The 19,934-nt window shown below is 63.6% G+C and carries 23 protein-coding genes; 17 read left to right on the top strand and 6 right to left on the bottom strand.

Going from position 1 to position 19,934, the window contains the following annotated elements; all coding sequences use genetic code 11:
- Positions 1-7: 7 nt before the first annotated feature.
- Positions 8-217, bottom strand: coding sequence for a molybdopterin-binding protein (locus LB559_RS20930; protein WP_024501417.1), 210 nt, complete (start codon positions 215-217; stop codon positions 8-10).
- 161 nt (positions 218-378) lie between these two features.
- On the opposite strand from LB559_RS20930, the gene modA reads away from it, so the two are divergent.
- The 4 genes from modA (at position 379) to LB559_RS20910 (ending at position 3,424) form a co-directional block, all read left to right on the top strand.
- Positions 379-1,173 (top strand): molybdate ABC transporter substrate-binding protein, encoded by a 795-nt coding sequence (modA, locus tag LB559_RS20925; RefSeq protein WP_064993786.1) that lies wholly within the window; start codon positions 379-381, stop codon positions 1,171-1,173.
- Positions 1,174-1,188: 15 nt separating this feature from the next.
- Positions 1,189-1,893 (top strand): molybdate ABC transporter permease subunit, encoded by a 705-nt coding sequence (modB, locus tag LB559_RS20920; protein ID WP_063168280.1) that lies wholly within the window; start codon positions 1,189-1,191, stop codon positions 1,891-1,893.
- A complete protein-coding gene (gene modC / locus LB559_RS20915) occupies positions 1,890-3,002 on the top strand; it encodes a molybdenum ABC transporter ATP-binding protein (protein ID WP_224674884.1) in 1,113 nt (370 codons plus the stop codon). The genes modB and modC overlap by 4 nt, the downstream gene beginning before the upstream one ends.
- An 80-nt stretch (positions 3,003-3,082) precedes the next feature.
- Positions 3,083-3,424 (top strand): winged helix-turn-helix domain-containing protein, encoded by a 342-nt coding sequence (locus tag LB559_RS20910; RefSeq protein ID WP_224674883.1) that lies wholly within the window; start codon positions 3,083-3,085, stop codon positions 3,422-3,424.
- Between the two features lie 129 nt (positions 3,425-3,553).
- Here LB559_RS20910 and cobF read toward each other — a convergent pair whose 3' ends face one another.
- Entirely contained in the window at positions 3,554-4,330 is a 777-nt protein-coding gene (gene cobF, locus LB559_RS20905; RefSeq protein WP_224674882.1) for a precorrin-6A synthase (deacetylating), read from the bottom strand.
- A 183-nt stretch (positions 4,331-4,513) separates the two neighbouring features.
- Here cobF and LB559_RS20900 point away from each other — a divergent pair, with 183 nt between their 5' ends.
- The 6 genes from LB559_RS20900 to LB559_RS20875 all read left to right on the top strand — a co-directional run bounded on the left by LB559_RS20900 (position 4,514) and on the right by LB559_RS20875 (position 10,126).
- Entirely contained in the window at positions 4,514-5,515 is a 1,002-nt protein-coding gene (locus tag LB559_RS20900) for a DUF4424 domain-containing protein (protein WP_224674881.1), read from the top strand.
- Positions 5,515-6,033: a dihydrofolate reductase gene (locus LB559_RS20895; protein ID WP_013531029.1), complete on the top strand. Its 519-nt coding sequence runs from the start codon at positions 5,515-5,517 to the stop codon at positions 6,031-6,033. Before LB559_RS20900 ends, LB559_RS20895 begins: the two co-directional genes overlap by 1 nt.
- 169 nt (positions 6,034-6,202) lie before the next feature.
- Positions 6,203-7,321, top strand: a complete 1,119-nt coding sequence (gene hflK / locus LB559_RS20890) for an FtsH protease activity modulator HflK (protein WP_013531030.1) — start codon at positions 6,203-6,205, stop codon at positions 7,319-7,321.
- Positions 7,321-8,289, top strand: a complete 969-nt coding sequence (gene hflC / locus LB559_RS20885; RefSeq protein WP_013531031.1) for a protease modulator HflC — start codon at positions 7,321-7,323, stop codon at positions 8,287-8,289. The genes hflK and hflC overlap by 1 nt, the downstream gene beginning before the upstream one ends.
- 6 nt (positions 8,290-8,295) lie before the next feature.
- Positions 8,296-8,484 (top strand): DUF2065 domain-containing protein, encoded by a 189-nt coding sequence (locus LB559_RS20880; RefSeq protein WP_013531032.1) that lies wholly within the window; start codon positions 8,296-8,298, stop codon positions 8,482-8,484.
- 127 nt (positions 8,485-8,611) lie between these two features.
- Positions 8,612-10,126: a DegQ family serine endoprotease gene (locus LB559_RS20875; protein ID WP_013531033.1), complete on the top strand. Its 1,515-nt coding sequence runs from the start codon at positions 8,612-8,614 to the stop codon at positions 10,124-10,126.
- Positions 10,127-10,169: 43 nt separating this feature from the next.
- On the opposite strand, the gene LB559_RS20870 is transcribed toward LB559_RS20875, so the two are convergent.
- Together LB559_RS20870 and serB are read right to left on the bottom strand one after the other, a co-directional pair.
- Positions 10,170-10,742 (bottom strand): GNAT family N-acetyltransferase, encoded by a 573-nt coding sequence (locus LB559_RS20870; RefSeq protein ID WP_013531034.1) that lies wholly within the window; start codon positions 10,740-10,742, stop codon positions 10,170-10,172.
- Positions 10,739-11,626: a phosphoserine phosphatase SerB gene (serB, locus tag LB559_RS20865; RefSeq protein ID WP_024501411.1), complete on the bottom strand. Its 888-nt coding sequence runs from the start codon at positions 11,624-11,626 to the stop codon at positions 10,739-10,741. Before serB ends, LB559_RS20870 begins: the two co-directional genes overlap by 4 nt.
- On the opposite strand from serB, the gene miaA reads away from it, so the two are divergent.
- Positions 11,616-12,584: a tRNA (adenosine(37)-N6)-dimethylallyltransferase MiaA gene (miaA, locus tag LB559_RS20860; protein ID WP_013531036.1), complete on the top strand. Its 969-nt coding sequence runs from the start codon at positions 11,616-11,618 to the stop codon at positions 12,582-12,584. The two genes, serB and miaA, sit on opposite strands and share 11 nt — an antisense overlap.
- Positions 12,585-12,689: 105 nt before the next feature.
- A complete protein-coding gene (locus LB559_RS20855) occupies positions 12,690-13,481 on the top strand; it encodes a GGDEF domain-containing protein (RefSeq protein ID WP_013531037.1) in 792 nt (263 codons plus the stop codon).
- Between the two features lie 217 nt (positions 13,482-13,698).
- On the opposite strand, the gene LB559_RS20850 is transcribed toward LB559_RS20855, so the two are convergent.
- Positions 13,699-15,528, bottom strand: a complete 1,830-nt coding sequence (locus tag LB559_RS20850) for an ATP-binding protein (RefSeq protein WP_224674880.1) — start codon at positions 15,526-15,528, stop codon at positions 13,699-13,701.
- A gap of 154 nt (positions 15,529-15,682) precedes the next feature.
- Between LB559_RS20850 and LB559_RS20845 the strand changes: the two genes are divergently transcribed.
- From LB559_RS20845 to LB559_RS20835, 3 genes are read left to right on the top strand one after another with little or no spacing between them, the layout of a single operon-like run.
- The gene (locus tag LB559_RS20845; protein WP_224674879.1) at positions 15,683-16,246 is read left to right on the top strand and encodes an XRE family transcriptional regulator; all 564 of its coding nucleotides are present in this window, start codon (positions 15,683-15,685) and stop codon (positions 16,244-16,246) included.
- A gap of 4 nt (positions 16,247-16,250) precedes the next feature.
- Positions 16,251-16,559: a hypothetical protein gene (locus tag LB559_RS20840; protein WP_013531040.1), complete on the top strand. Its 309-nt coding sequence runs from the start codon at positions 16,251-16,253 to the stop codon at positions 16,557-16,559.
- Between the two features lie 44 nt (positions 16,560-16,603).
- Positions 16,604-17,131, top strand: a complete 528-nt coding sequence (locus LB559_RS20835) for a GNAT family N-acetyltransferase (protein WP_224674915.1) — start codon at positions 16,604-16,606, stop codon at positions 17,129-17,131.
- Between the two features lie 4 nt (positions 17,132-17,135).
- On the opposite strand, the gene LB559_RS20830 is transcribed toward LB559_RS20835, so the two are convergent.
- A complete protein-coding gene (locus LB559_RS20830; RefSeq protein WP_024501405.1) occupies positions 17,136-18,011 on the bottom strand; it encodes a LysR family transcriptional regulator in 876 nt (291 codons plus the stop codon).
- Between the two features lie 121 nt (positions 18,012-18,132).
- Here LB559_RS20830 and LB559_RS20825 point away from each other — a divergent pair, with 121 nt between their 5' ends.
- Complete coding sequence (locus LB559_RS20825) at positions 18,133-19,284, top strand: gamma-butyrobetaine dioxygenase (protein WP_224674878.1); 1,152 nt, start codon at positions 18,133-18,135, stop codon at positions 19,282-19,284.
- Positions 19,281-19,871, top strand: a complete 591-nt coding sequence (locus tag LB559_RS20820) for an HD domain-containing protein (RefSeq protein WP_013531044.1) — start codon at positions 19,281-19,283, stop codon at positions 19,869-19,871. Before LB559_RS20825 ends, LB559_RS20820 begins: the two co-directional genes overlap by 4 nt.
- The last annotated feature ends 63 nt before the right edge of the window (positions 19,872-19,934 follow it).

The following is a 19,934-nucleotide window of genomic DNA, read 5'->3' as shown; positions in this document are numbered from 1 at the left end:
GCAAATTTCAGTCGATGCCGACCATCACGTCCGAGGCTTTGACCACGGCATAGGCCTGCTTGCCCTTTTCGAGCTTGAGATCGGCGACGGCCTCGTTGGTGATCGAGGCGGTGACGATGGCGCCGCCGCCAATGTCGATCCTGACATGCGAGGTGGTGGCTCCCTTGACGATCTCGGCGATCGTTCCCTTGAGGACGTTGCGGGCGCTGATCTTCACCGGAGTTTCCTTTCCAAGGTTTCTTTTCCCGGTCTTACCAGAACAATTGGTGTCGCACAGACGCTTTCATGGGGCGCCGGGCCTTCCCTTGTTATATTCATGCGGATATATCGGTCAGCAGGCTTCGAGCCGGCCGGATTTCAAACCAGGGAGAGTTTTCCATGACGCGCAAAGGTTTTGGATCGAGGGCGATCGCCATTGGCGGTTTGGCTGCGGCGCTGATGGCAGTCGTGCCGGCAGCGCATGCGGAAGACAAGGTGGTGGTGTTTGCCGCAGCCAGCCTCAAGGACGCGCTCGACGCGGTGAACAAGGCCTGCGAGGCCGATGTCGGCGAGGCGGCGACTGTCTCCTATGCCGCGAGCTCGGCGCTGGCCAAGCAGATCGAGGGCGGGGCGCCTGCCGACGTCTTCATCTCGGCCGATCTCGACTGGATGAAATATCTCTCCGACAAGAAGCTGACCAAGCCGGACACCGAAGTGAAGCTGCTCGGCAATCAGATCGTGCTGGTGGCGCCGAAGGACTCGGCGGTCGACACCAGGATCGAGAAGGGTTTCGACCTCGCCAAGCTGATCGGCGACGGCAAGCTCGCCATGGGCGATTTCAAGGCGGTGCCGGCCGGCAAATACGGCAAGGCCGCGCTTGAATCGCTCGGCGTCTGGTCCTCGGTCGAGGGCAAGGTGGCGCAGGCCGAAAACGTGCGCGCGGCGCTGAAACTGGTTTCGACGGGCGAAGCCGCCCTTGGCATTGTCTATGCCACCGACGCGCATGCCGAAAAGGGGGTCAAGGTGATCGGCACCTTCCCGGAGGATTCGCATCCGCCGATCATCTATCCGGTTGCCCAGACCGCCGATTCGAAGGACAAGGATACGCCGGCTTTCCTGAAATGCCTGCAGTCGGCCAAGGCGGCCGCGCTGTTCAAGGATCAGGGATTTACCGTGCTCGCGCCGAGCAACTGAGTTCCAAGGGGCACTATGAACTGGCTGCTGGACCTCACTCCCGACGAATGGAATGCGGTCCGGCTGTCCATCAAGGTGGCAACGGTGGCGATGCTCGCCAGCCTGCCGCCGGGCATCTTGATCGCGCTTCTGCTTGCCCGGGGACAGTTCTGGGGCAAGACGGTTCTCAACGGGCTGGTGCATCTGCCGCTGATCCTGCCGCCGGTGGTGACCGGCTATCTGCTGCTGCTCACCTTCGGCCGGCGCGGTCCGGCCGGTGCCTTCCTGGCCGAGCATTTCGGCATCGTCTTCTCCTTCCGCTGGACAGGTGCGGCGCTGGCTTGCGGCGTCATGGGCTTTCCCCTGATGGTGCGGGCGATCCGGCTGTCGATCGAGGCGGTGGACCGTAGGATGGAAGCGGCGGCGGGAACGCTCGGCGCCAATCCGCTCTGGGTGTTTGCCACCATCACGCTGCCGTTGATCCTGCCCGGGCTGATCGCCGGCGCCATCCTGGCCTTCGCCAAGGCGATGGGCGAGTTCGGCGCCACCATCACCTTCGTTTCCAACATTCCCAATGAGACGCAGACATTGCCGTCGGCGATCTACACCTTCACGCAGGTGCCGGGTGGCGATGAAGGGGCGCTCCGCCTGACGCTGATTTCCATTGTCATCTCCATGGCAGCACTTGTGGCTTCGGAGGTGCTGGCGCGGCGTGTCGGCCGGCGGCTGGACATCGAATGAGCGTTCTCGTCGACATCAGCCATCGGCTGGGCGGTTTCGCCATCGGCGCCCGCTTCGAAAGCGCCGGGCGGCTGACGGCGCTGTTCGGAGCGTCTGGGTCGGGCAAGACGACGCTGATCGGCATGATTGCCGGGCTGATCCGGCCCGACAAGGGACGCATCGAGGTTGACGGCCGTGTGCTGGTCGATACCGGTGCCGGCATTTTCGTGCCGAAGCACAAGCGCCGCATCGGCATGGTGTTCCAGGACGCAAGGCTGTTTCCGCATTTGAGCGTTGCCGGCAATCTTCGCTACGGCCGCTGGTTCACGCCGCCGGCGGAGCGCTACGCCGATATCGATGCCGTCGTCGACCTGCTCGGCATCGGGCCGCTCATGAACAGGCGGCCGGCAAAGCTCTCAGGTGGCGAGAAACAGCGTGTGGCGATCGGCCGGGCATTGCTTGCCAGCCCCAGACTGCTGCTCATGGACGAACCGCTGGCCTCGCTCGACGAGGCGCGCAAGGCCGAAATCCTGCCCTATGTCGAAAGGCTGCGCGACGAGATCAAAATCCCGATCGTCTATGTCAGTCATTCGGTCGCCGAAGTGGCGCGGCTGGCCAGCGACGTGGTGATGCTGGCGCAGGGCAATGTCGTTGCCAGCGGGCCGACCGAGGCGGTGATGCAAAGGCTCGACCTGTTGCCGGCGGAGGAGCGCGGCGAGGGCGGCGCCGTGCTGGACACCAAGGTGCTGCATCACGACGAGAGTTTCGGCATGACCGTGCTCGGCTCGGCTGCGGGCGAGCTCCGGGTGCCACAGCTGGCGATGAAGACAGGTACGCCGGTGCGCATCCGTATCCGCGCCCGCGATGTGATGATCGCCACCGAAAAGCCGAGGGGTCTCAGCGCGCTCAACATCCTGCCGGGAACCATTACCGCGATGAGCCCCGGCGAGGGACCGGCGGTCGAGGTCGGTATCGACTGCAATGGCGCAACCGTGCTTGCCCGCATCACCGAACAGTCGCGGCAGGCGCTGAAGCTTGATCTTGGCGGCAAGGTTTTCGCGGTGATCAAGACGGTGAGCTTCGATCGGGCGAACACCGGCGCCGGCCTGCCCGCCGAGACGGATGGATGATCCCGCTATGTCTTTTTGGAATAGCGGTTTCGCCAGGGAGCTTCTAGTATGACGTTGGGATGTGACCGCGGAGAGCAAAGATGCCGTCGCTGAGCTTGCGGATAAATCTCGATCCCGACGGGCGCGTCGGGCCGGGCAAGATCGAACTCCTGGAACAGATCGCCGCCTTCGGCTCCATCTCGGCCGCCGCGCGCGGCATGGAGATGTCCTATAAGCACGCCTGGGACCTGGTCGAGGACATGAACCGGGTATTCGGCAAGCCGCTGGTGGCGGCACAGACCGGCGGCCGCAAGGGCGGCGGCGCACAGTTGACGGCGGTCGGCCTGGCAGTGGTCAGCCGCTTCCGCGCCATCGAGCGCGCGGCGACGGCCGCGGCAGCGACGCATATGGAGGCGTTGCAGGCGGAGATTGATGCGGGATGAGGGAGTAGGGCAGTAGGGCAGTAGGGCAGTAGGGCAGTAGGGCAGTAGGGCGGCATTCGCGTGCTGTCTTCCAACAACACAAAACGTCATTCACCTACTGCCCTATTGCCTTACTCCCCTATTGCCTTCCTATTCGGGCTTGCGCAGCAAATAGCTGTCCATGATCCAGCCCTTCCGCCGACGGGCTTCCTCTCGAACTTTTTCGATCGTTGCGCCGATGTCACCGATTCTGCCGGAGAGAGTGATCTCGTCTTCCGTTCCGAGATAGGCGCCCCAATGGATGACGACATCCTTGTCGGCCAGCGTGTTGAAGGCGCATTTGCCGTCCAGCAGGACGACCGCGCTGCCGGCATTGTCCGGCATGCCTTCTTCGGTCAGGCGGCGGCCGGTGGTAATGAGGACGGAATCGCCGATGCGGTTCAGCGCCATCTTGTGGCTGGCGGCAAGTGCCTGGACGGCGGTGATGCCGGGGACGACCTCAAGCTCGAACGCCACATCGCCTCGCAGGCGCACGCGCTCAAGGATGCGCAACGCGCTGTCATAGAGCGAAGGGTCGCCCCAGATCAGGAAGGCGCCGCAGCCGTCGCCTGCAATCTCGTCGCGGATCAGGCCTTCGTAAATGGCGGCGATGGCTTGATGCCAGTCATCGACGGTCGAGCGGTAGGAGGGCGCCGGCCCATCTTCTACCGGGAGGTCGCGCACCGGCACGTCGAATTCGACGCGCCGCGACTTCGGATTGGTGACGAAGCGGTCGCAGATCTGACGGCGCAGTTCGGCCAATTCATTTTTTTTCGCGCCCTTGTCGGGAATGAACAGCACATCCGCCTGGTTCAGGCCTGATATGGCCTGAACGGTCATGTGGTCGGGATTGCCGGCGCCGATGCCGATGACGAGAAGCTTGCGCATGGGCGAACTCCTGCCCGATCGGAACCCGTTAGTCCAGACCGCGCAGGCGCGTGTCCAGACCGCGCAGGCGCGTGTCCAGACCGCAGTCCAGCTCCCTTTGGTGCGTCCGCGGATACGGAAGGGCTTTGAACGCCACATTGAAACGGCTAGGGTCCTGCAGGCATTCCAGCCGAGGGGGCTTCCATGTTGCGATATGTTCTGACCGCCGTGCTGGCCTTGTCGTCCGCACCCGCTTTCGCCAATGATTCGGTTGCCGAACTTGGCACCGGCGGCCTGATCCTGTCGCGCAGCGATGCCGTGGCGATGCAAAGCGAGGACCTTTTCATCTCGCCGGAAAAGGTCACGGTCGACTATGTCTTCCACAACAACACCGATCAGGATGTCCAGGCCATCGTCGCCTTCCCGATGCCCGACATATCGGGCAATCCCGAAGAAATCCCGGCGATTCCTGAAAATCAGAGCGATAATTTCCTCGGTTTCGAGGTGACGATCGACGGTGTCGCCGCAAAGCCGCAGCTCGAGCAGAAGGTGTTGGCGCTCGGCATCGACATCAGCGCTGAGCTGAAGGCGCAAAACGTGCCGTTCTATCCTTTCGGCGATGCGGCGAAGGCGGCGCTGGCGAAGCTGCCGCAAGCGGTTGTCGATGACTGGGTCAACCGCGGCATCATCATCGAGGACACCGGCAGCGACGGCACCGAGACGAGCAAGGTCTACACCCCGTTCTGGCAATTGCGTTCGACCTACTGGTGGCGCTCGATCTTTCCGGCCAACAAGGACGTCCATGTTTCCCACCACTACAGGCCGAGCGTCGGCGGCACGTCTTCGGTCAGCTTCTTCTACGACGGCAAATTCCAGGGTCAGTATGCGGCCTACAAGACCCGGTATTGCATGGACGGCACATTCGAAAATGCGGTGCGCAAGGCGGCCAAGGACGACCCTGACGGCTACCCCAAATATTTCGAGAGCCGCATCGCCTATATCCTGACCACCGGCGGCAACTGGGCCAGCGGCACGATCGGCAAGTTCAAGCTCACAATCGACAAGGGCAATCCGAAAGCCCTGGTCTCGTTCTGCGGCGACAATGTCAAAAAGACCGGACCGACGACCTTCGAGATGACGGCGGATGATTTCTACCCCGAGCGCGACATCGACATCCTGATCCTCGAGCCGACTGACGAAAATTGATGCATGTCGCAATCTACGTTGCCATTGCCGAGAACGGCGTGATCGGGCGGGACGGCGGGCTCCCGTGGCGGCTCTCCACCGACCTCAAGCGCTTCAAGGCCGATACGATGGGCAAGCCTATCATCATGGGCCGCAAGACCTATGAGGGCATCGGTCGGCCGCTGCCGGGCAGGTTGAACATCGTCGTGACCCGCGACGAGACCTGGCGCGCCGAGGGCGTCGAGGTGGCACATTCGCTCGAAGCCGCGATCCAGCTGGCGACGGTGCGCGGGCGCGGCATGGCCGATGTCGACGAGGTGTGCGTCATCGGCGGCGGCGAAATCTATGCCCAGGCCATGCTGCTGGCCGACCGGCTGCACGTCACCCATGTGCTGGCAGCGGTCGACGGCGATGCGCATTTCCCGCCGATCGATCCCGATTCCTGGCGCATTGTCAGCTCGCAGGACGTCCCAGCCGGGGAAAAGGACAGCCACCCGACGCGCTATTCGGTTTACGAGCGGCGTCGCGAGAGACATTGAACGAAAAAAGAGCCATTGAAGGAAGACAAAGGGTCGCGACTGGACCAAATCGGACGAAGTCGGAAGCGCATCGCGTTGAAAGCGCCCCGTGGCGTGCCTATAGAAGAACAATACTGGATTTTGCGCCGTAATGCCGGCGCTTGAGGGAATTCCAAGCGAAAGGACATTCATGCCCTGGAACGACAAAAGCGGCGGTGGCGGCGGCCCATGGGGTGGCGGCGGCAACAATCAGGGACCCTGGGGGCAGGGTCCAAAAGGACCGAGCGGGCCGCAGGGCTCGCCTCCCGATCTAGAAGACATCATCCGCCGCGGCCAGGACCGGCTGCGGCGCGCTCTTCCGGGCGGCGGCGGCGCGAGCCCGGCTATCTTCGCGCTGATCGCGGCTGCACTTGTGGTGCTGTGGGCGTTCAAGGCGGTTTACACCGTGCAGCCCGATGAGGTCGCGGTCGAACTGCGCTTCGGCAAGCCGAAGACCGAACTGTCGCAGCCTGGCCTGCATTTCCATTGGTGGCCGCTCGAAACCGTCGAGACGGCCAAGATTTCCGAGCAGCTCGTCGATATCGGCGGCGGCGGCGCGACAAGTGGCAATACGTCCGGGCTGATGCTTACCGGCGACCAGAACATCGTCAACGTCCAGTTCTCCGTGGCCTATCAGGTCTCCGACCCGCGCGCGTATCTGTTCGATGTGTCCGATCCCGACGGCATGCTGCGGCAGGTTGCCGAAAGCGCCATGCGTGAAGCCGTCGGCCGCCGGCCGGCGCAGGACATCTTCCGCGACGACCGCCAGGGCATTGCCGCCTCGGTGCGTGAGATCATCCAGACGACGCTGGACGGCTACAAGGCCGGTCTCAACGTCAACGCCGTCTCGATCGAGGATGCGGCACCGCCACGCGAAGTGGCCGATGCGTTCGACGAGGTGCAGCGCGCCGAGCAGGACGAGGACAAGTTCGTCGAGCAGGCCAACCAGTACTCCAATCAGAAGCTCGGGCAGGCGCGCGGCGAGGCCGCACAGATCCGCGAAGACGCGGCCGCCTACAAGAACCGGGTCGTGCAGGAAGCCGAGGGTGAGGCGCAGCGCTTCATCTCGGTCTATGACGAATATGCCAAGGCGCCCGATGTAACGCGCAAGCGCCTCTACCTGGAAACCATGGAGAAGGTTCTGAAGGATTCGAGCAAGGTCATCGTCGAGCAGGGCAACGGGCAAGGGGTCGTTCCCTATCTGCCGCTGCCGGCATTGCAGCCGAAAGCGCCGGCACCGGCCGCCCCCGTTACGGGAGGTAACCAGTGATGGCCAACCGTCTTCCCATCATCGTCGTCGCAGCAGCGGTTATCCTGTTCCTGCTCTATTCGTCGGTCTTCGTGGTCAATGCGCGCCAGCAGGCGCTGGTGCTCAGGTTCGGTGAGATCGTCGACGTCAAGAGCGAACCCGGCATCTACTTCAAGGCGCCGTTCTCGTTCTTCGACGCCGACACCGTGCAGCTGATCGAGAACCGGGTGCTGCGCTTCGATCTCGACAACATTCGCGTCCAGGTCTCGGGCGGCAAGTTCTATGAGGTCGATGCCTTCATCGCCTATCGCATCTCGGATCCGCGGGTCTTCCGCGCCGCGGTGTCCGGTCAGATCGAACTGGCCGAGGCCCGGCTCAGGACGCGTCTCGACGCTGCCTTGCGCCGTGTCTATGGTCTGCGTGATTTCGAGGCAGCACTCTCCGAAGAGCGCGGCGTGATGATGCGCGAAGTCCGCGACCAGCTCAGGCCCGATGCCACATCGCTCGGCCTGCAGATCGAGGATGTCCGCATTCGCCGCACCGATCTCACGGCCGAAGTCTCGCAGCAGACCTTCGACCGCATGAAGGCGGAACGCCTGGCGGAAGCTGCCCGGCTGAGGGCGCGCGGCAATGAGGCGGCACAGCGCATCACCGCCCGCGCCGATCGCGAAGTGGTCGAGATCGTCGCCGAAGCCCAAAAAGAGTCGGAAATCCTGCGCGGCGAGGGCGAGGCCCAGCGCAGCGCCACCTTCGCGGGAGCCTATCAGCGCGATCCGGCTTTCTTCGACTTCTACCGGTCGATGAATGCCTATGGCACGGCGCTGGACAACACCGGAACGACGATGGTGCTGTCGCCGAACTCGGAGTTCTTCCGCTTCTTCCGCAATCCCGACGGCAGCGAGGGACCGGCAAAGCCGGCTTCGCCTGCGCCAAACGCTCCGGCGACGGCACCCGCCGCGCCGGCGGCACAGCCCAGCACCGGCCAGTAGCGGCCGGTGCAGGATTTTCTTGCCGCCATGGGCCTCGTCCTCGTCATAGAGGGTCTGGTCTATGGCGGCTTTCCCGGCCTGGCCAGGAAGCTTGCCACCGAAGTGCTGTCGCTGCCCGAGAACGCGCTGCGGATTGCCGGGCTGGCGGCGATCGCGATCGGCGTCGGCATCGTCTGGCTGGTACGAGGCGCATGAGGGCGGCGATGATTTATCCTCTGCCGATAGTCATAGCCGCAAACGTGCCGTATTTTTTGCCAACATGGCGTGACGCGGCGTTTTCGTCGAAGCGCTTTTCTTTTCAAGAATACCGGGAGGCTTCTCGATGACATCCAATACAATTTTGCGCGCGGCGCGGCGGACATTCATCGCCGGCGCGGCGGCACTTCTTGTCAGCGCCGTCGCTGTCCCGTCCTTCACGGCGCCGACATTTGCCGCCGATGGGCCCGCTTCGGTCGCCGATCTGGCGCAAGGCCTGCTCGGCGCGGTGGTCAACATATCGACCTCGCAGACGGTCAAGGGTACCGAAGGCCCGGGCGCGGTGCCGATGCCGCAATTGCCCGAGGGTTCGCCCTTCCAGGATTTCTTCGACGATTTCTTCAAGAACCGCGGCGGTGACAAGGACAACGGCTCGCAGAAGGTGCAGTCGCTGGGCTCCGGCTTCGTCATCGATGCCGAGCAAGGCATCGTCGTCACCAACAACCATGTCATTGCCGATGCCGACGACATCGAGGTCAATTTCTCCGATGGTGTCACCTTGAAGGCGACGCTGGTCGGCACCGACACCAAGACCGATGTCGCCGTGCTCAAGGTCGATCCGAAAGGCCACAAGCTGACGGCGGTAAAGTTCGGCGATTCCACCAAGATGCGCGTCGGCGACTGGGTGATGGCGATCGGCAATCCGTTCGGCCTCGGCGGCACGGTGACGGTCGGCATCGTCTCGGCCCGCAACCGCGACATCAATTCCGGCCCCTATGACGACTTCATCCAGACCGATGCCGCGATCAACCGCGGCAATTCCGGCGGACCGCTGTTCAACAGCGCGGGCGAAGTCATCGGCATCAACACGGCGATCATCTCGCCATCCGGCGGCTCGATCGGCATCGGCTTCTCCATCCCGTCGCAGCTCGCGTCCGGTGTCGTCGACCAGTTGCGCCAGTTCGGCGAGACGCGGCGCGGCTGGCTCGGCGTGCGCATCCAGCCGGTGACCGACGACATCGCCGAAAGCCTCGGCATGGCGACCGCAAAGGGTGCGCTGGTTGCCGGCGTGATCAAGGGCGGCCCGGTCGACAATGGCACGATCCAGGCAGGCGACGTCATCATCAAGTTCGACGGCAAGGATATTCATGAGATGCGCGACCTGCCACGTGTCGTCGCCGAAAGCCCTGTCGGCAAGGCGGTCGACGTGCTGATCGTGCGCAAGGGCGTTGAACAGACGGTGAAAGTGACCCTCGGCCGGCTCGAGGATGGCGAGAAGGCCGCCAACGCCGAGGAGGGCAACACCGATCAGGACAAGGGCGACAAGGCTCCGGCCGTTTCCACTGCTTCGGTGCTCGGCATGACGGTCGGCGAACTGAACGACGAGACACGCAAGAAGTTCAGCATTGCGGCCGATGTTTCGGGCGTCGTCATCACCGACGTCACCAAGGACTCGGCCGCCGCCGAACGCGGCATCCAGCCCGGCGAGGTGATCACCGAGATCGCACAGGAATCGGTTGCTACCCCCAAGGACGTCATGGACCGGATCGGCGCCTTGAAGGAACAGGGGCGCAAGAATGCGTTGCTGATGCTGGCCTCGAAGACCGGCGAGCTCAGGTTCGTGACGATCAGGATGGACTGAGGTCCGGAAGATCGACAACACGACAACACTGAAAAAAGGGCGGCTAGCGAGCTGCCCTTTTTCTTGCCTGCCAGTCCTGGCGCGACAGTCTGTAGAGGACATGCCGTTTGAGATGCGGATGGCTGTCGGGAATGCTGGGGTGGTCGAAATCGCCGGACGGATCCGCGCTCATGCCGAGGCGTTGCATGACGGCGGTGGAGCGGCGGTTGGCCGCGACGGCGAATGACACGATTTCATCGAGGCCAAGTGTCTCGAAGCCGTAGGCCAGCCACGCTTCGGCTGCCTCGGTGACATAGCCTTTGCCCCAGAACTCAGGTGCCAGCCGCCAGCCGATCTCGATGGTGCCGGCTGGCAGGGATGGCACATGATCGGTGTCGAGGAGACCGATGAAGCCGATGCATTCACCGGTGGCGGTGATCTCGGCGGCAGCAAAACCGTATCCGTCCTTCGTGGTCCAGGCCCGGAGCTCGTCCATCTTGGCATCCGCCTGGGCGCGGTCGCGGCGGAATGGAAAGAACTCCATCACCCGGTCGTCGGAGTTGATGCGGTGGAACAGGTCGCGGTCGCGATCCTCCCAGTTGCGCAGGATCAGGCGCTCGGTACGCATTGGTTTCATTGCACAAAGTCCTCCTGCCTGTAGCCCTGCATATAGAGCAGCGCGGTCAGGTCGCCATGATCGATGCGGACCTTGGCCTGTGCCGCCACCGTCGGCTTGGCGTGAAGCGCGACACCGGTACCGGCAAGGCGGATCATGTCGAGATCATTGGCGCCGTCACCGACGGCAATGGCGTCGGCGGGCGTCAGGCCGAGGCGCGCTGAAATTTCGATCAGCGCGTCGGCCTTGGCGGCGCGGCCGAGGATCGGTTCGCCGACCAGGCCGGTGAAGCGGCCGTCCTGTTCGAGCAGGCGATTGGCGCGGTTCTCCTGGAAGCCGAGCATTGCGGCGATGCGCGTCGTGAACACCTCGAACCCGCCAGACACGAGTGCCGTCCAGGCACCGTTGGCGCGCATGGTCCGGACCAGAACACGGCCGCCCGAGGCCAGGGTCAGGCGATTGGCGACGATGCGATCGACCACGGTGGCGTCGAGGCCCTTCAGCAACGCCACCCGCTCGCGCAAAGCCGGTTCGAAGGCGATCTCGCCATTCATGGATCGCGCGGTAATCGTGGCAACATGATCCTTTACGCCGATCTCGTCGGCCAGCTCGTCGATGCATTCCTGGTCGATCATGGTCGAATCCATGTCGGCGATCAGGATTTTCTTGCGGCGGGTTTCTGCTTCTTGGACGATCACGTCGACCGCCTCGCTGGCGAGTGCCGTGCGCAAGACGGCACTCGCAGCGGCGGCGTCGGCTGCCTCAGGCAGGACGAGATCGCAGGCGATACCTTCAGCCAGCCAGACAACAGCGCTTGCGCCGACCGACCGTGAGGCCATATTCGCAAGCGACAGCGACAAAGCGCGCTCAGTGGGACGGGAAACAAGCGTGGCGATGAGCGGCATGGAACATTCCGGCGGGCAGGCGGGCAAGGGCCGCGTGAAGAACGCGATCCTGATAGCCGGGCCGACCGCCAGCGGCAAGTCGGCGCTTGCGCTCGATCTGGCCGAGCGCAGGGGTGGCGTGATCGTCAATACGGATTCCATGCAGGGCTATTCGGTGCTCGACGTGCTGACCGCCCGGCCGGAGGCGGCCGACCTCGCCCGCGCACCGCATTTCCTCTACGGCCATGTCCATCCGGCGACACCCTATTCCACCGGCGCCTGGCTGCGCGACGTGATGAAACTGATCGACGACGGCACATTCTCCGAACGGACAGCGATTTTTGTCGGCGGCACCGGGCTCTATTTTCGCGCATTAGCCGAGGGCATTTCGGAAATGCCCGACATTCCGCAACGGGTCCGCGACCGTTGGCGCTACGAATTGAAGGAGCAGGGCGCCGTCAAGCTGCACAGCCTGCTGCTGCGCGAGGATTCGGCGGCCGCCATGATGCTCAAGCCAACCGACAGCCAGCGCATCGTGCGGGCATTGGAGGTTCTCGATGCGTCTGGCCGTTCGATCCTGGAATGGCAGGCAGAGCGCGGCCAGCCGCTCATCGACAGGCAAAGCGCGCATTTCCTGGTGATCGAGCCGGATCGGGCGGCGTTGGTCGGACGCATCGACAAACGCTTCGACCAAATGCTGGACAAGGGCGCGCTGGACGAGGTCAAGCGGCTTGCGGCACTTGGCCTCGATCCCGAATTGCCGGCGATGAAAGCGATCGGCGTTCGCGAACTGCAGGCGGCGATGGCCGGAGGGATTGGCTTTCCCGAGGCAATCGAACGCGCCAAGATCGCGACCAGGCAATATTCCAAGCGGCAAACCACCTGGTTCAGGCATCAATTGGGGCCGGAATGGCTGAGGTTGCACCCCGGTGATGATCTGGAAACCACGATCTCAGCGCTTGCTTCCGATGCAACCTGAAAAGTTTACCTGCAAGGAAAGGTTCCCGTTGTGGTTGTCCAAATTAACCCTCCGTAAGCCCGCCCATGCCATAAGGTCGATGGGCACTTTTCCAACGGGGAGCAGATGCGTTTTCACAAGGCGGAATCAGCATTTTTCGTCTTTATATTCGTGATCCTGGCCGCCGGCCTGGTGACGCTGCATGCTTATGGACTTCTGCAGTCCTTCGCCGACGAGTTGCATACGGCTTCGGGTCTGGACAAGGTCATCTATCTCAACAAGCTCTTGTTCGCGACCGGCGTGCTCCTGGCCACCGCGCTGTTCTTCGGCATTTTCTTCATCTATCCGCTGATTCGAAAACAGGCGACGGAGGAGGGCAAGCTGCGCGCCATGACGGTCTCGCTCAGCGCGCGGTCGGAAACGCTCGAGCATGCGGCGCTGACCGACGGCCTGACCGGCATGCAGAACCGGCGCTATTTCGATGATGCGCTGAAGGAGTATCTCGAGGAGTTCCGGCGCATCGAAAAGCCCGTCGGGCTGATGATCCTCGATCTCGACCATTTCAAGCAGGTCAACGACACCCACGGCCATGACGTCGGCGACGAAGTGCTCAAGGCCGTCGCAAGCTGTCTCAAGGATATGACGCGCTACCACGATGTGGTGGCGCGATTGGGCGGCGAGGAGTTCGCCGTGGTCACGCCCAACATGGACGCCGAGCTTCTGGGCAAGTTTGCCGAGCGCATCCGCAAGGCGATCGCCAACATGTCGGTGCTGTCGGGCAATGTCCGCCTCAAGATCACCACCAGCGTCGGGCTAGCCGTCTGGGACCGCAAGGAAACAGCGGAAGAGTTCTATCGCCGCGCCGACCGCCAGCTTTACGAGGCGAAGAGGCAAGGCCGCAACCGCGTCTGCGCCTAAAATCCCGTCCCTGAATTCGTGAGGCTGGCCGTCTGGCGCCGTTTTCTGCGCTTCCGATGCTCACGGACTCAAATGTCCGCTCCGCTCCGGTTCTCGAAAATAGCACCACCCGACTCAGCCTGACGAATTCCCTGACGGGATTTACCCAAGCGGTCCAGGCAGGGCGCGAGCTTAGCGCGGCTTCTCAATCGGCCGGCAGAACAGCCGGGTCGCAAGCTCAATCGTTTTGCGGGCGCAGGCCGAAGGTTGCGGGCTTGAGGCCGTAGCGCATGTCGAAATCGTCGTCCGATGGCGGGCGTGCGGCGGGTGGCTTGCGGTAGTCGGGGTCGCCGGCCTGGCGGCCTGAATCCACGACCTCGGCGAAGGCCATCGCCTGCTGCGTTGATTTCGGTACGTTGCGCAATCGTTCCACGATCGCCACCAGATCGACATCGTCGCCCGGCTTCGACGTGGCCTCTTCGCGTTTGGCGGTGCCGGGGAGCAGGTGGCTCGGCAGTTTTTCGAACTTCAGCCGCATGGTCGTCGCCACGCCTTCGCCGAAGGCGATGGCTTCGCGCTGGCCCATCGAGGACAGGAAGGCAAGCGTCGAGGCGGAAGAGTCGGCAATCGCCGAGCGGATGATCGCCTGGTCCTGCTCATTGGCAAGCCGCATGGCGAAGAAGGTCGAGCATTGCGACAGGATGGTCGGGTCGAGCTCGCCGGGGCGCTGGGTGACGACGCCGAGATAGCAGCCATATTTGCGGCCTTCCTTGGCAATGCGCGACAGCGCATGCCTGGTCGGCGCGAATCCGAGACGCGGGTCGGCCGGCATATAGCGGTGCGCCTCTTCGCACAAAAACAGAAGCTGCAGCTTGCCTTCGCTCCACAGAGCGAGATCGAAGGCAAGGCGCGCCAGCACCGAACAGACGGAATTGACCACTTCGGACGGCATGCCGGCCATCTCGAAGCAGGTCACGGGGCGGCCATGATGCGGCACGCGGAAGATGTTGCCGATCGTCTCGTGGATGGTGTCCTCGATCAGGCGCGAGTTGAACATGAAGCGATAACGTGGATCGGCCGCCGCCGATTCGATGCGCGTCTTCAGCGATTTGAGCGTCGGGCGATCGGTCTTGCTTTCGAGCATGCCCATGCGCTCATCGATCTGCTTGAGCAGGTCGGCGATGCGGTAAGGCACTGGCGTATCGGCGGTCAGCGCATCGCTGCCGCGCCTGATATAGGAGCCCGAATTCGGGTTGCGGTAGAGATTCTTGGCGGCCGGGATCAGGTCGCGCAAGGCATCGATTTCTTCCGGCTCGGTCTCGCGGCCCCGGAACAGCACCTCGGCGAATTCCTCCAGCGTGAACATCCAGAACGGAAGATCCAAGGTTTTGGAATCGACCCTGACGCAGTATTCGGGCAGCGATGCCGCGAACTCGTTGTGCGGGTCGAGGATCAGGATGCGCAGATCCGGCCGTGCCGCGATCGACTTGCGCAGCAGCAGCGAAACGGCGGTGGATTTGCCGACGCCGGTCGTGCCGACAATGGCGAAGTGACGCGCCAGCGTATCGTCGATAGCGATGTTGGCGGCGATCGTCTCGTCCTGCGCGAGCGTGCCGATCGTGATCGAATGACGCCCGGCAAGGTCATAGACCGCCTGCAGGTCGCGGGTGCGGATGCGATGCGCAATGGCGCCGATATGCGGATAGGTGGTGATGCCGCGGTCGAAGACCGGTCTGGCGCCGGGCTCCGCACCGTCACGGACTTCGCCGATCAGCTCGATGCTGACCTCGATGGCGTTCTGGCCCTCATTGCTCCAGGCGCGGTCCGACTTGCCGATCGCGTAGACAAGGCCGACGGTTCGCGTCGATCCGAGATTGATGGAAATCATCTTCCCGACTGTCCACAGGCCGGTCACCGCGCCGTCGGCATCGTCCGCATAGGCGCTGATGGTGGCGCGAGCGCCGTCGCATTGCACGACATTGCCGAGGATGCGCTTGTCGTTCTGCTCGGTCTGGCGGCGCTCCTGCGAGGTCGGTTCCCCCACGGAGGCTTCGCGTTCGACATACATGGACAGGCCAATCCCCATTTCCCTGGAGAGTCGATCCTACCCGAATGGGGTTAAGGCCCGATGAGGTCGGATGGTGTAGAGAGCATTAAGGGGCCTGTGAAAATTGTCGCAAGGCGGCTCTTCTCCGGCGTCAATATTTCGCTATAATAGACATATGGATGATATAGCGAACGAAATTTCCTCGACGATAGGCCGCAGGATACACGCCGAAAGGGTCATGCGTGACTGGTCCCTGGCTGAACTGGCGGAGCGTTCCGGCGTCTCGAAGGCGATGCTCAGCACGATCGAACGAGGCAAGACCAGCCCGACGGCGGCGCTTCTGGTGCGCATCGCGTCGGCCTTCGGCATGACGCTGTCGACCTTGATCGCGCGCGCCGAGCTGCAGGGCGGCGGGCTGCTGCGCGAGGCCGACCAGCCGGTATGGCGCGATCCCGATACCGGCTATGTCAGGCGGCATCTTTCGCCGGCTGGCGATATGCCGCTGGAACTGATCAAGGTGCATCTGCCGGCGGGCGCCAGGGTCAGTTTTCCGGCTGCTTCATACGCCTTCATCAAGCAACAGATATGGCTGATTTCCGGGCGGCTCGAATTCATCGAAGGCGATATGGCGCACAAGCTCGAGCCCGGCGACTGCCTGGCGCTTGGGGCGCCGTCGGACTGCACCTTCCATGCCCTGGAGCCCGGCGCCGACTATCTGGTCGCCCTGGTCAGAGGCTGACACAATGGCAAAGAGACCAAAGCGCTCCCACAATGGGGGGCCGCCTCTCGATGAGTACAAGGGCCCGCCATGGGGCACGGGCGATCCCTATATCTTCCTGGCCTGGCAGGCAGCGCACGCCAAGGCGTGGAAGGCGCCGAGCCACGAGGTCATGCTGTTGCGCATGGACAGAGCCGAGCGGCTTGGCCTGACCTACGAGGAGTACACGCTCGAGATTCTCGAGCGCGGGCGGCACCTCGGGCACGAAGATGCCGACCGCATCAGCGCCATCAAGGCGGCGCGAAAGCGTCGCCGCGCGCGCCATCTGGAGTGACGGCAATGCGCCCGCTTCTATCGCAATCACAGGATATCCCGCACATGAACTCGATCGAGATCGCAACCCTGACCCCGGCTGCCGAGACGCAGGACGGGCTGGCCGAATTGCTGGTCGCAACGGTGGCGGCAGGCGGTTCGGTCAGCTTCATGCATCCCTTGGCGCCGCAGGCGGCGAGGGGTTTCTGGGAGAAATCGCTGGCCGCGGCGGCAAGGGGCGAAAGAGCGGTGCTTGGCGCCTGGGACGGCAAAAACCTGGTCGGCACCGTGACCTTGCTGCTCGACTGTCCGCCCAACCAGCCGCACCGGGCCGAGATCGCCAAGCTGATGACACGCACAGACTACCGGGGCAGGGGCGTGGGAACGCGCCTGATGCGGGCCGCCGAGAGGCTTGCGGTGGAGAAGGGCCGCACGCTGCTGGTTCTGGACACGGCAACCGAGGAGGGCGCCTCAGGCCTCTATGAGCGGTTGGGCTTCACGCTGGCCGGTGAGATACCGGACTATGCCCTGAAGCCGCATGGCGGGCTGACCGGCACGCTGATCTACTGGAAGCGAATCGGGCAAATCTCGTAACCGGTCAAGCCGGCGCGGAGAGGCGCGACAGCAACCACTGGCGGAAATCCTGCTCGGCGCCGGTCAGGCGCGCTGTCGACGCCTTGGTCAGAAAATGGCCCGATGTGCTGGAGAGTTCGAAGTCGGAAAGCCTGACCAGCGTCTTGCTGTCGAGCGCCGCATCGACCAGCGGCCGCGAGCCCAAAAGCACGCCGGCGCCGGCCTTGGCCGCTTCCATGGCGGCAACGAAGCTGTCGAAGCGGTGCGATCGCCTGGGATGGCCGGCCAGCCTGGCGGCAGCGAACCATTCCGCCCACATCTCGCGCGCGCCGGCAACCAGAAGCAGCGGCAAGGAGGTCCAGTCTGCGTCGCCGACCAGACCCGGAGCCGCCACCGGCACAAGCCGCTCGGCGGTCAGCCTGTCGGCTTCGCGGCCGGGGAAGGATCCGTTGCCGAAACGGATATCGAGCACCGAGCCCGGCAGGTCGTAATCGGTAGGGCGATGGATCGTCACCAGGTCGAGCTGGATGCGCGGCAGTGCCTTCGCGAGATCGGGCAGCGCCGGAACCAGCATCAGCAAGGCAAAGGAAATCGGCGCCCGGATGGTCACGGTCTGGACGGCGCGCGGCTCGAACAGTTCCGCGGTGCTGTTGCCGATGGTGGCGAAGGCCGACTGGATGTGGGGGAGGTAGGCTGCCCCCTCCGGCGACAGGGCGACGCCGCGCGCCAGCCGCGAAAACAAACGTGTCTTCAGCCGCTCCTCGAGAAAGCGGATGTGTTGGCTGACGGCCGCCTGGGTGAGGCCAAGCTCGGCTGCCGCCGCGGTGAAATTCGACAGCCGCGCCGCAGCCTCGAAACTGCGCAGCCAGTCGAGCGGCGGCAGGGGTGTGGTTCGAGACATTAGTATATCGTGGTCATTGCCCAAAATATGATAATTTGAATTATGCCTCTCGCGCGATCAACATGCAATCGAAACCCCGCGGATCAGCTGCGGGGGACGCAATGGACAGGAACGGATCTCCATGCTCACCCAGGCGCTGATCGGCGACGAAGGCAGAACAATCGAACTTGGCTGGAAGGACGGGTCGCGCAGCCGCTTTCACGCCATGTGGCTGCGCGACAATGCGCTGGACGACAAGACGCGCAGCGCCGGCAATGGCCAACGGCTGATCACCATCCTCGACATTCCCGCCGACACCAGGATCGGCGCGGCATCGCTCAAGGGCGGCGCCCTGGAAGTCAGCTTCGTGCCGGAGCAGAAAACAGTGAGTTTCCCGGCGGCATGGCTGAGTGCCAATGCCTATGATCGTGACGCGGCCCGCCAGCCCGGCTGGACAGACGAGGCCACCGTGCGATGGACCAAGGCCTCGATGCAGAATTCGGTGCCGCGCGCCGGCTATGCTGCGGCCAGCCATGATCGCGCTGTGCTGGGGCAATGGCTGTCGGCGGTGAAAACCTATGGCTTTGCGGTGATGGACGATCTGCCGGCCGAATCCGGAGCGCTGTGCAAGGTGTCCGATCTGTTCGGCTATATCAGGGAGACCAATTACGGGCGCTGGTTCGAAGTGCGCGCCGAGGTCAATCCGAGCAATCTCGCCTACACCAATCTCGGGCTCCAGGCGCATACCGACAATCCCTATCGCGACCCCGTGCCGACGCTGCAGATCCTGTCCTGCATCGAGAATACGGTTGAGGGCGGCGAATCCAGCGTCGTCGACGGATTTGCCGTCGCGGCTGCGCTGCAGGCTGAGAACCCGGAAGGCTTCCGGCTGCTGAGCTCATGCCCGGCGCGCTTCGAATATGCCGGCTCTTCCGGTGTGCGGCTGCAGGCGAAGCGGCCGATGATCGAGCTCGGGCCCGATGGCGAGCTGATCTGCATCCGCTTCAACAACCGCTCGCTGGCGCCGACGGTCGACGTGCCCTTCGCCGATATGGAGGCGTACTACGCGGCCTACCGCCGGTTCGCCGAACTGATCGAGGATCCATCCTTCGAAGTGACGTTCAAGCTCGAAGCGGGGCAGGCTTTCATCGTCGACAACACGCGCGTCATGCACGCCCGCAGGGCGTTTTCCGGAACCGGCAAGCGCTGGCTGCAGGGCTGTTACGCCGACAAGGATGGCCTGCTGTCGACGCTCGCGTCGATAGAACACGGGTTCAAGGAGGCGGCGGAATGAGCAGCCAGGATTTGAACGCGGACAATATCGTCGAATTCATTGCCGACATCTTCGAGCGCCGGGGTGCGGAATCCTACCTCGGCGAACCCGTCACCATGTCGGAGCACATGCTGCAGGGCGCCTGGTTCGCCGAAAAGGACGGCGCGCCGGACGAGCTGGTGGCGGCGGCGCTGCTGCACGACATTGGCCATTACACCAGCGAGTTCGGCACCTATTCGCCCGAGGATGTCGAGGACAAGCATCATGACGAAGCCGGCGGCGAAGTGCTGGCGCCGTTCTTTCCACCTGTCATCGTCGAATGCGTCAGGCTGCATGTCGCCGCCAAGCGCTATCTCTGCGCCACCGATCCGACTTATTTCGGCAAGCTGTCGCAGGCCTCGGTGCACACGCTGTCGCTGCAGGGTGGGCCGATGAATGCCGAGGAGGTGGCCGAGTTCCGCAAGAACCCGTTCCATGAGGAAGCGGTCCGGGTCCGCATCTGGGACGAGAGCGGCAAGATTGCCAACATGAAGACGCGGACGTTTCGCGATTACGTGCCGCTGTTGCAGCGGGTGGTGACGCAGTTCGCGGCGGGTAAGCCGGCGTAATTCCCTCAAAGGAAGGAGGCAGGGTGCAAGCCCTGCCTCCTTTCTTCCGGCTTCGCCGGAATC

This window comes from Mesorhizobium sp. BR1-1-3 (assembly GCF_020165455.1).
Lineage (GTDB): Bacteria > Pseudomonadota > Alphaproteobacteria > Rhizobiales > Rhizobiaceae > Mesorhizobium > Mesorhizobium ciceri.
Note: the sequence above shows the minus strand (reverse complement) of the source record. Positions and strands in the feature narration are given on the sequence as shown.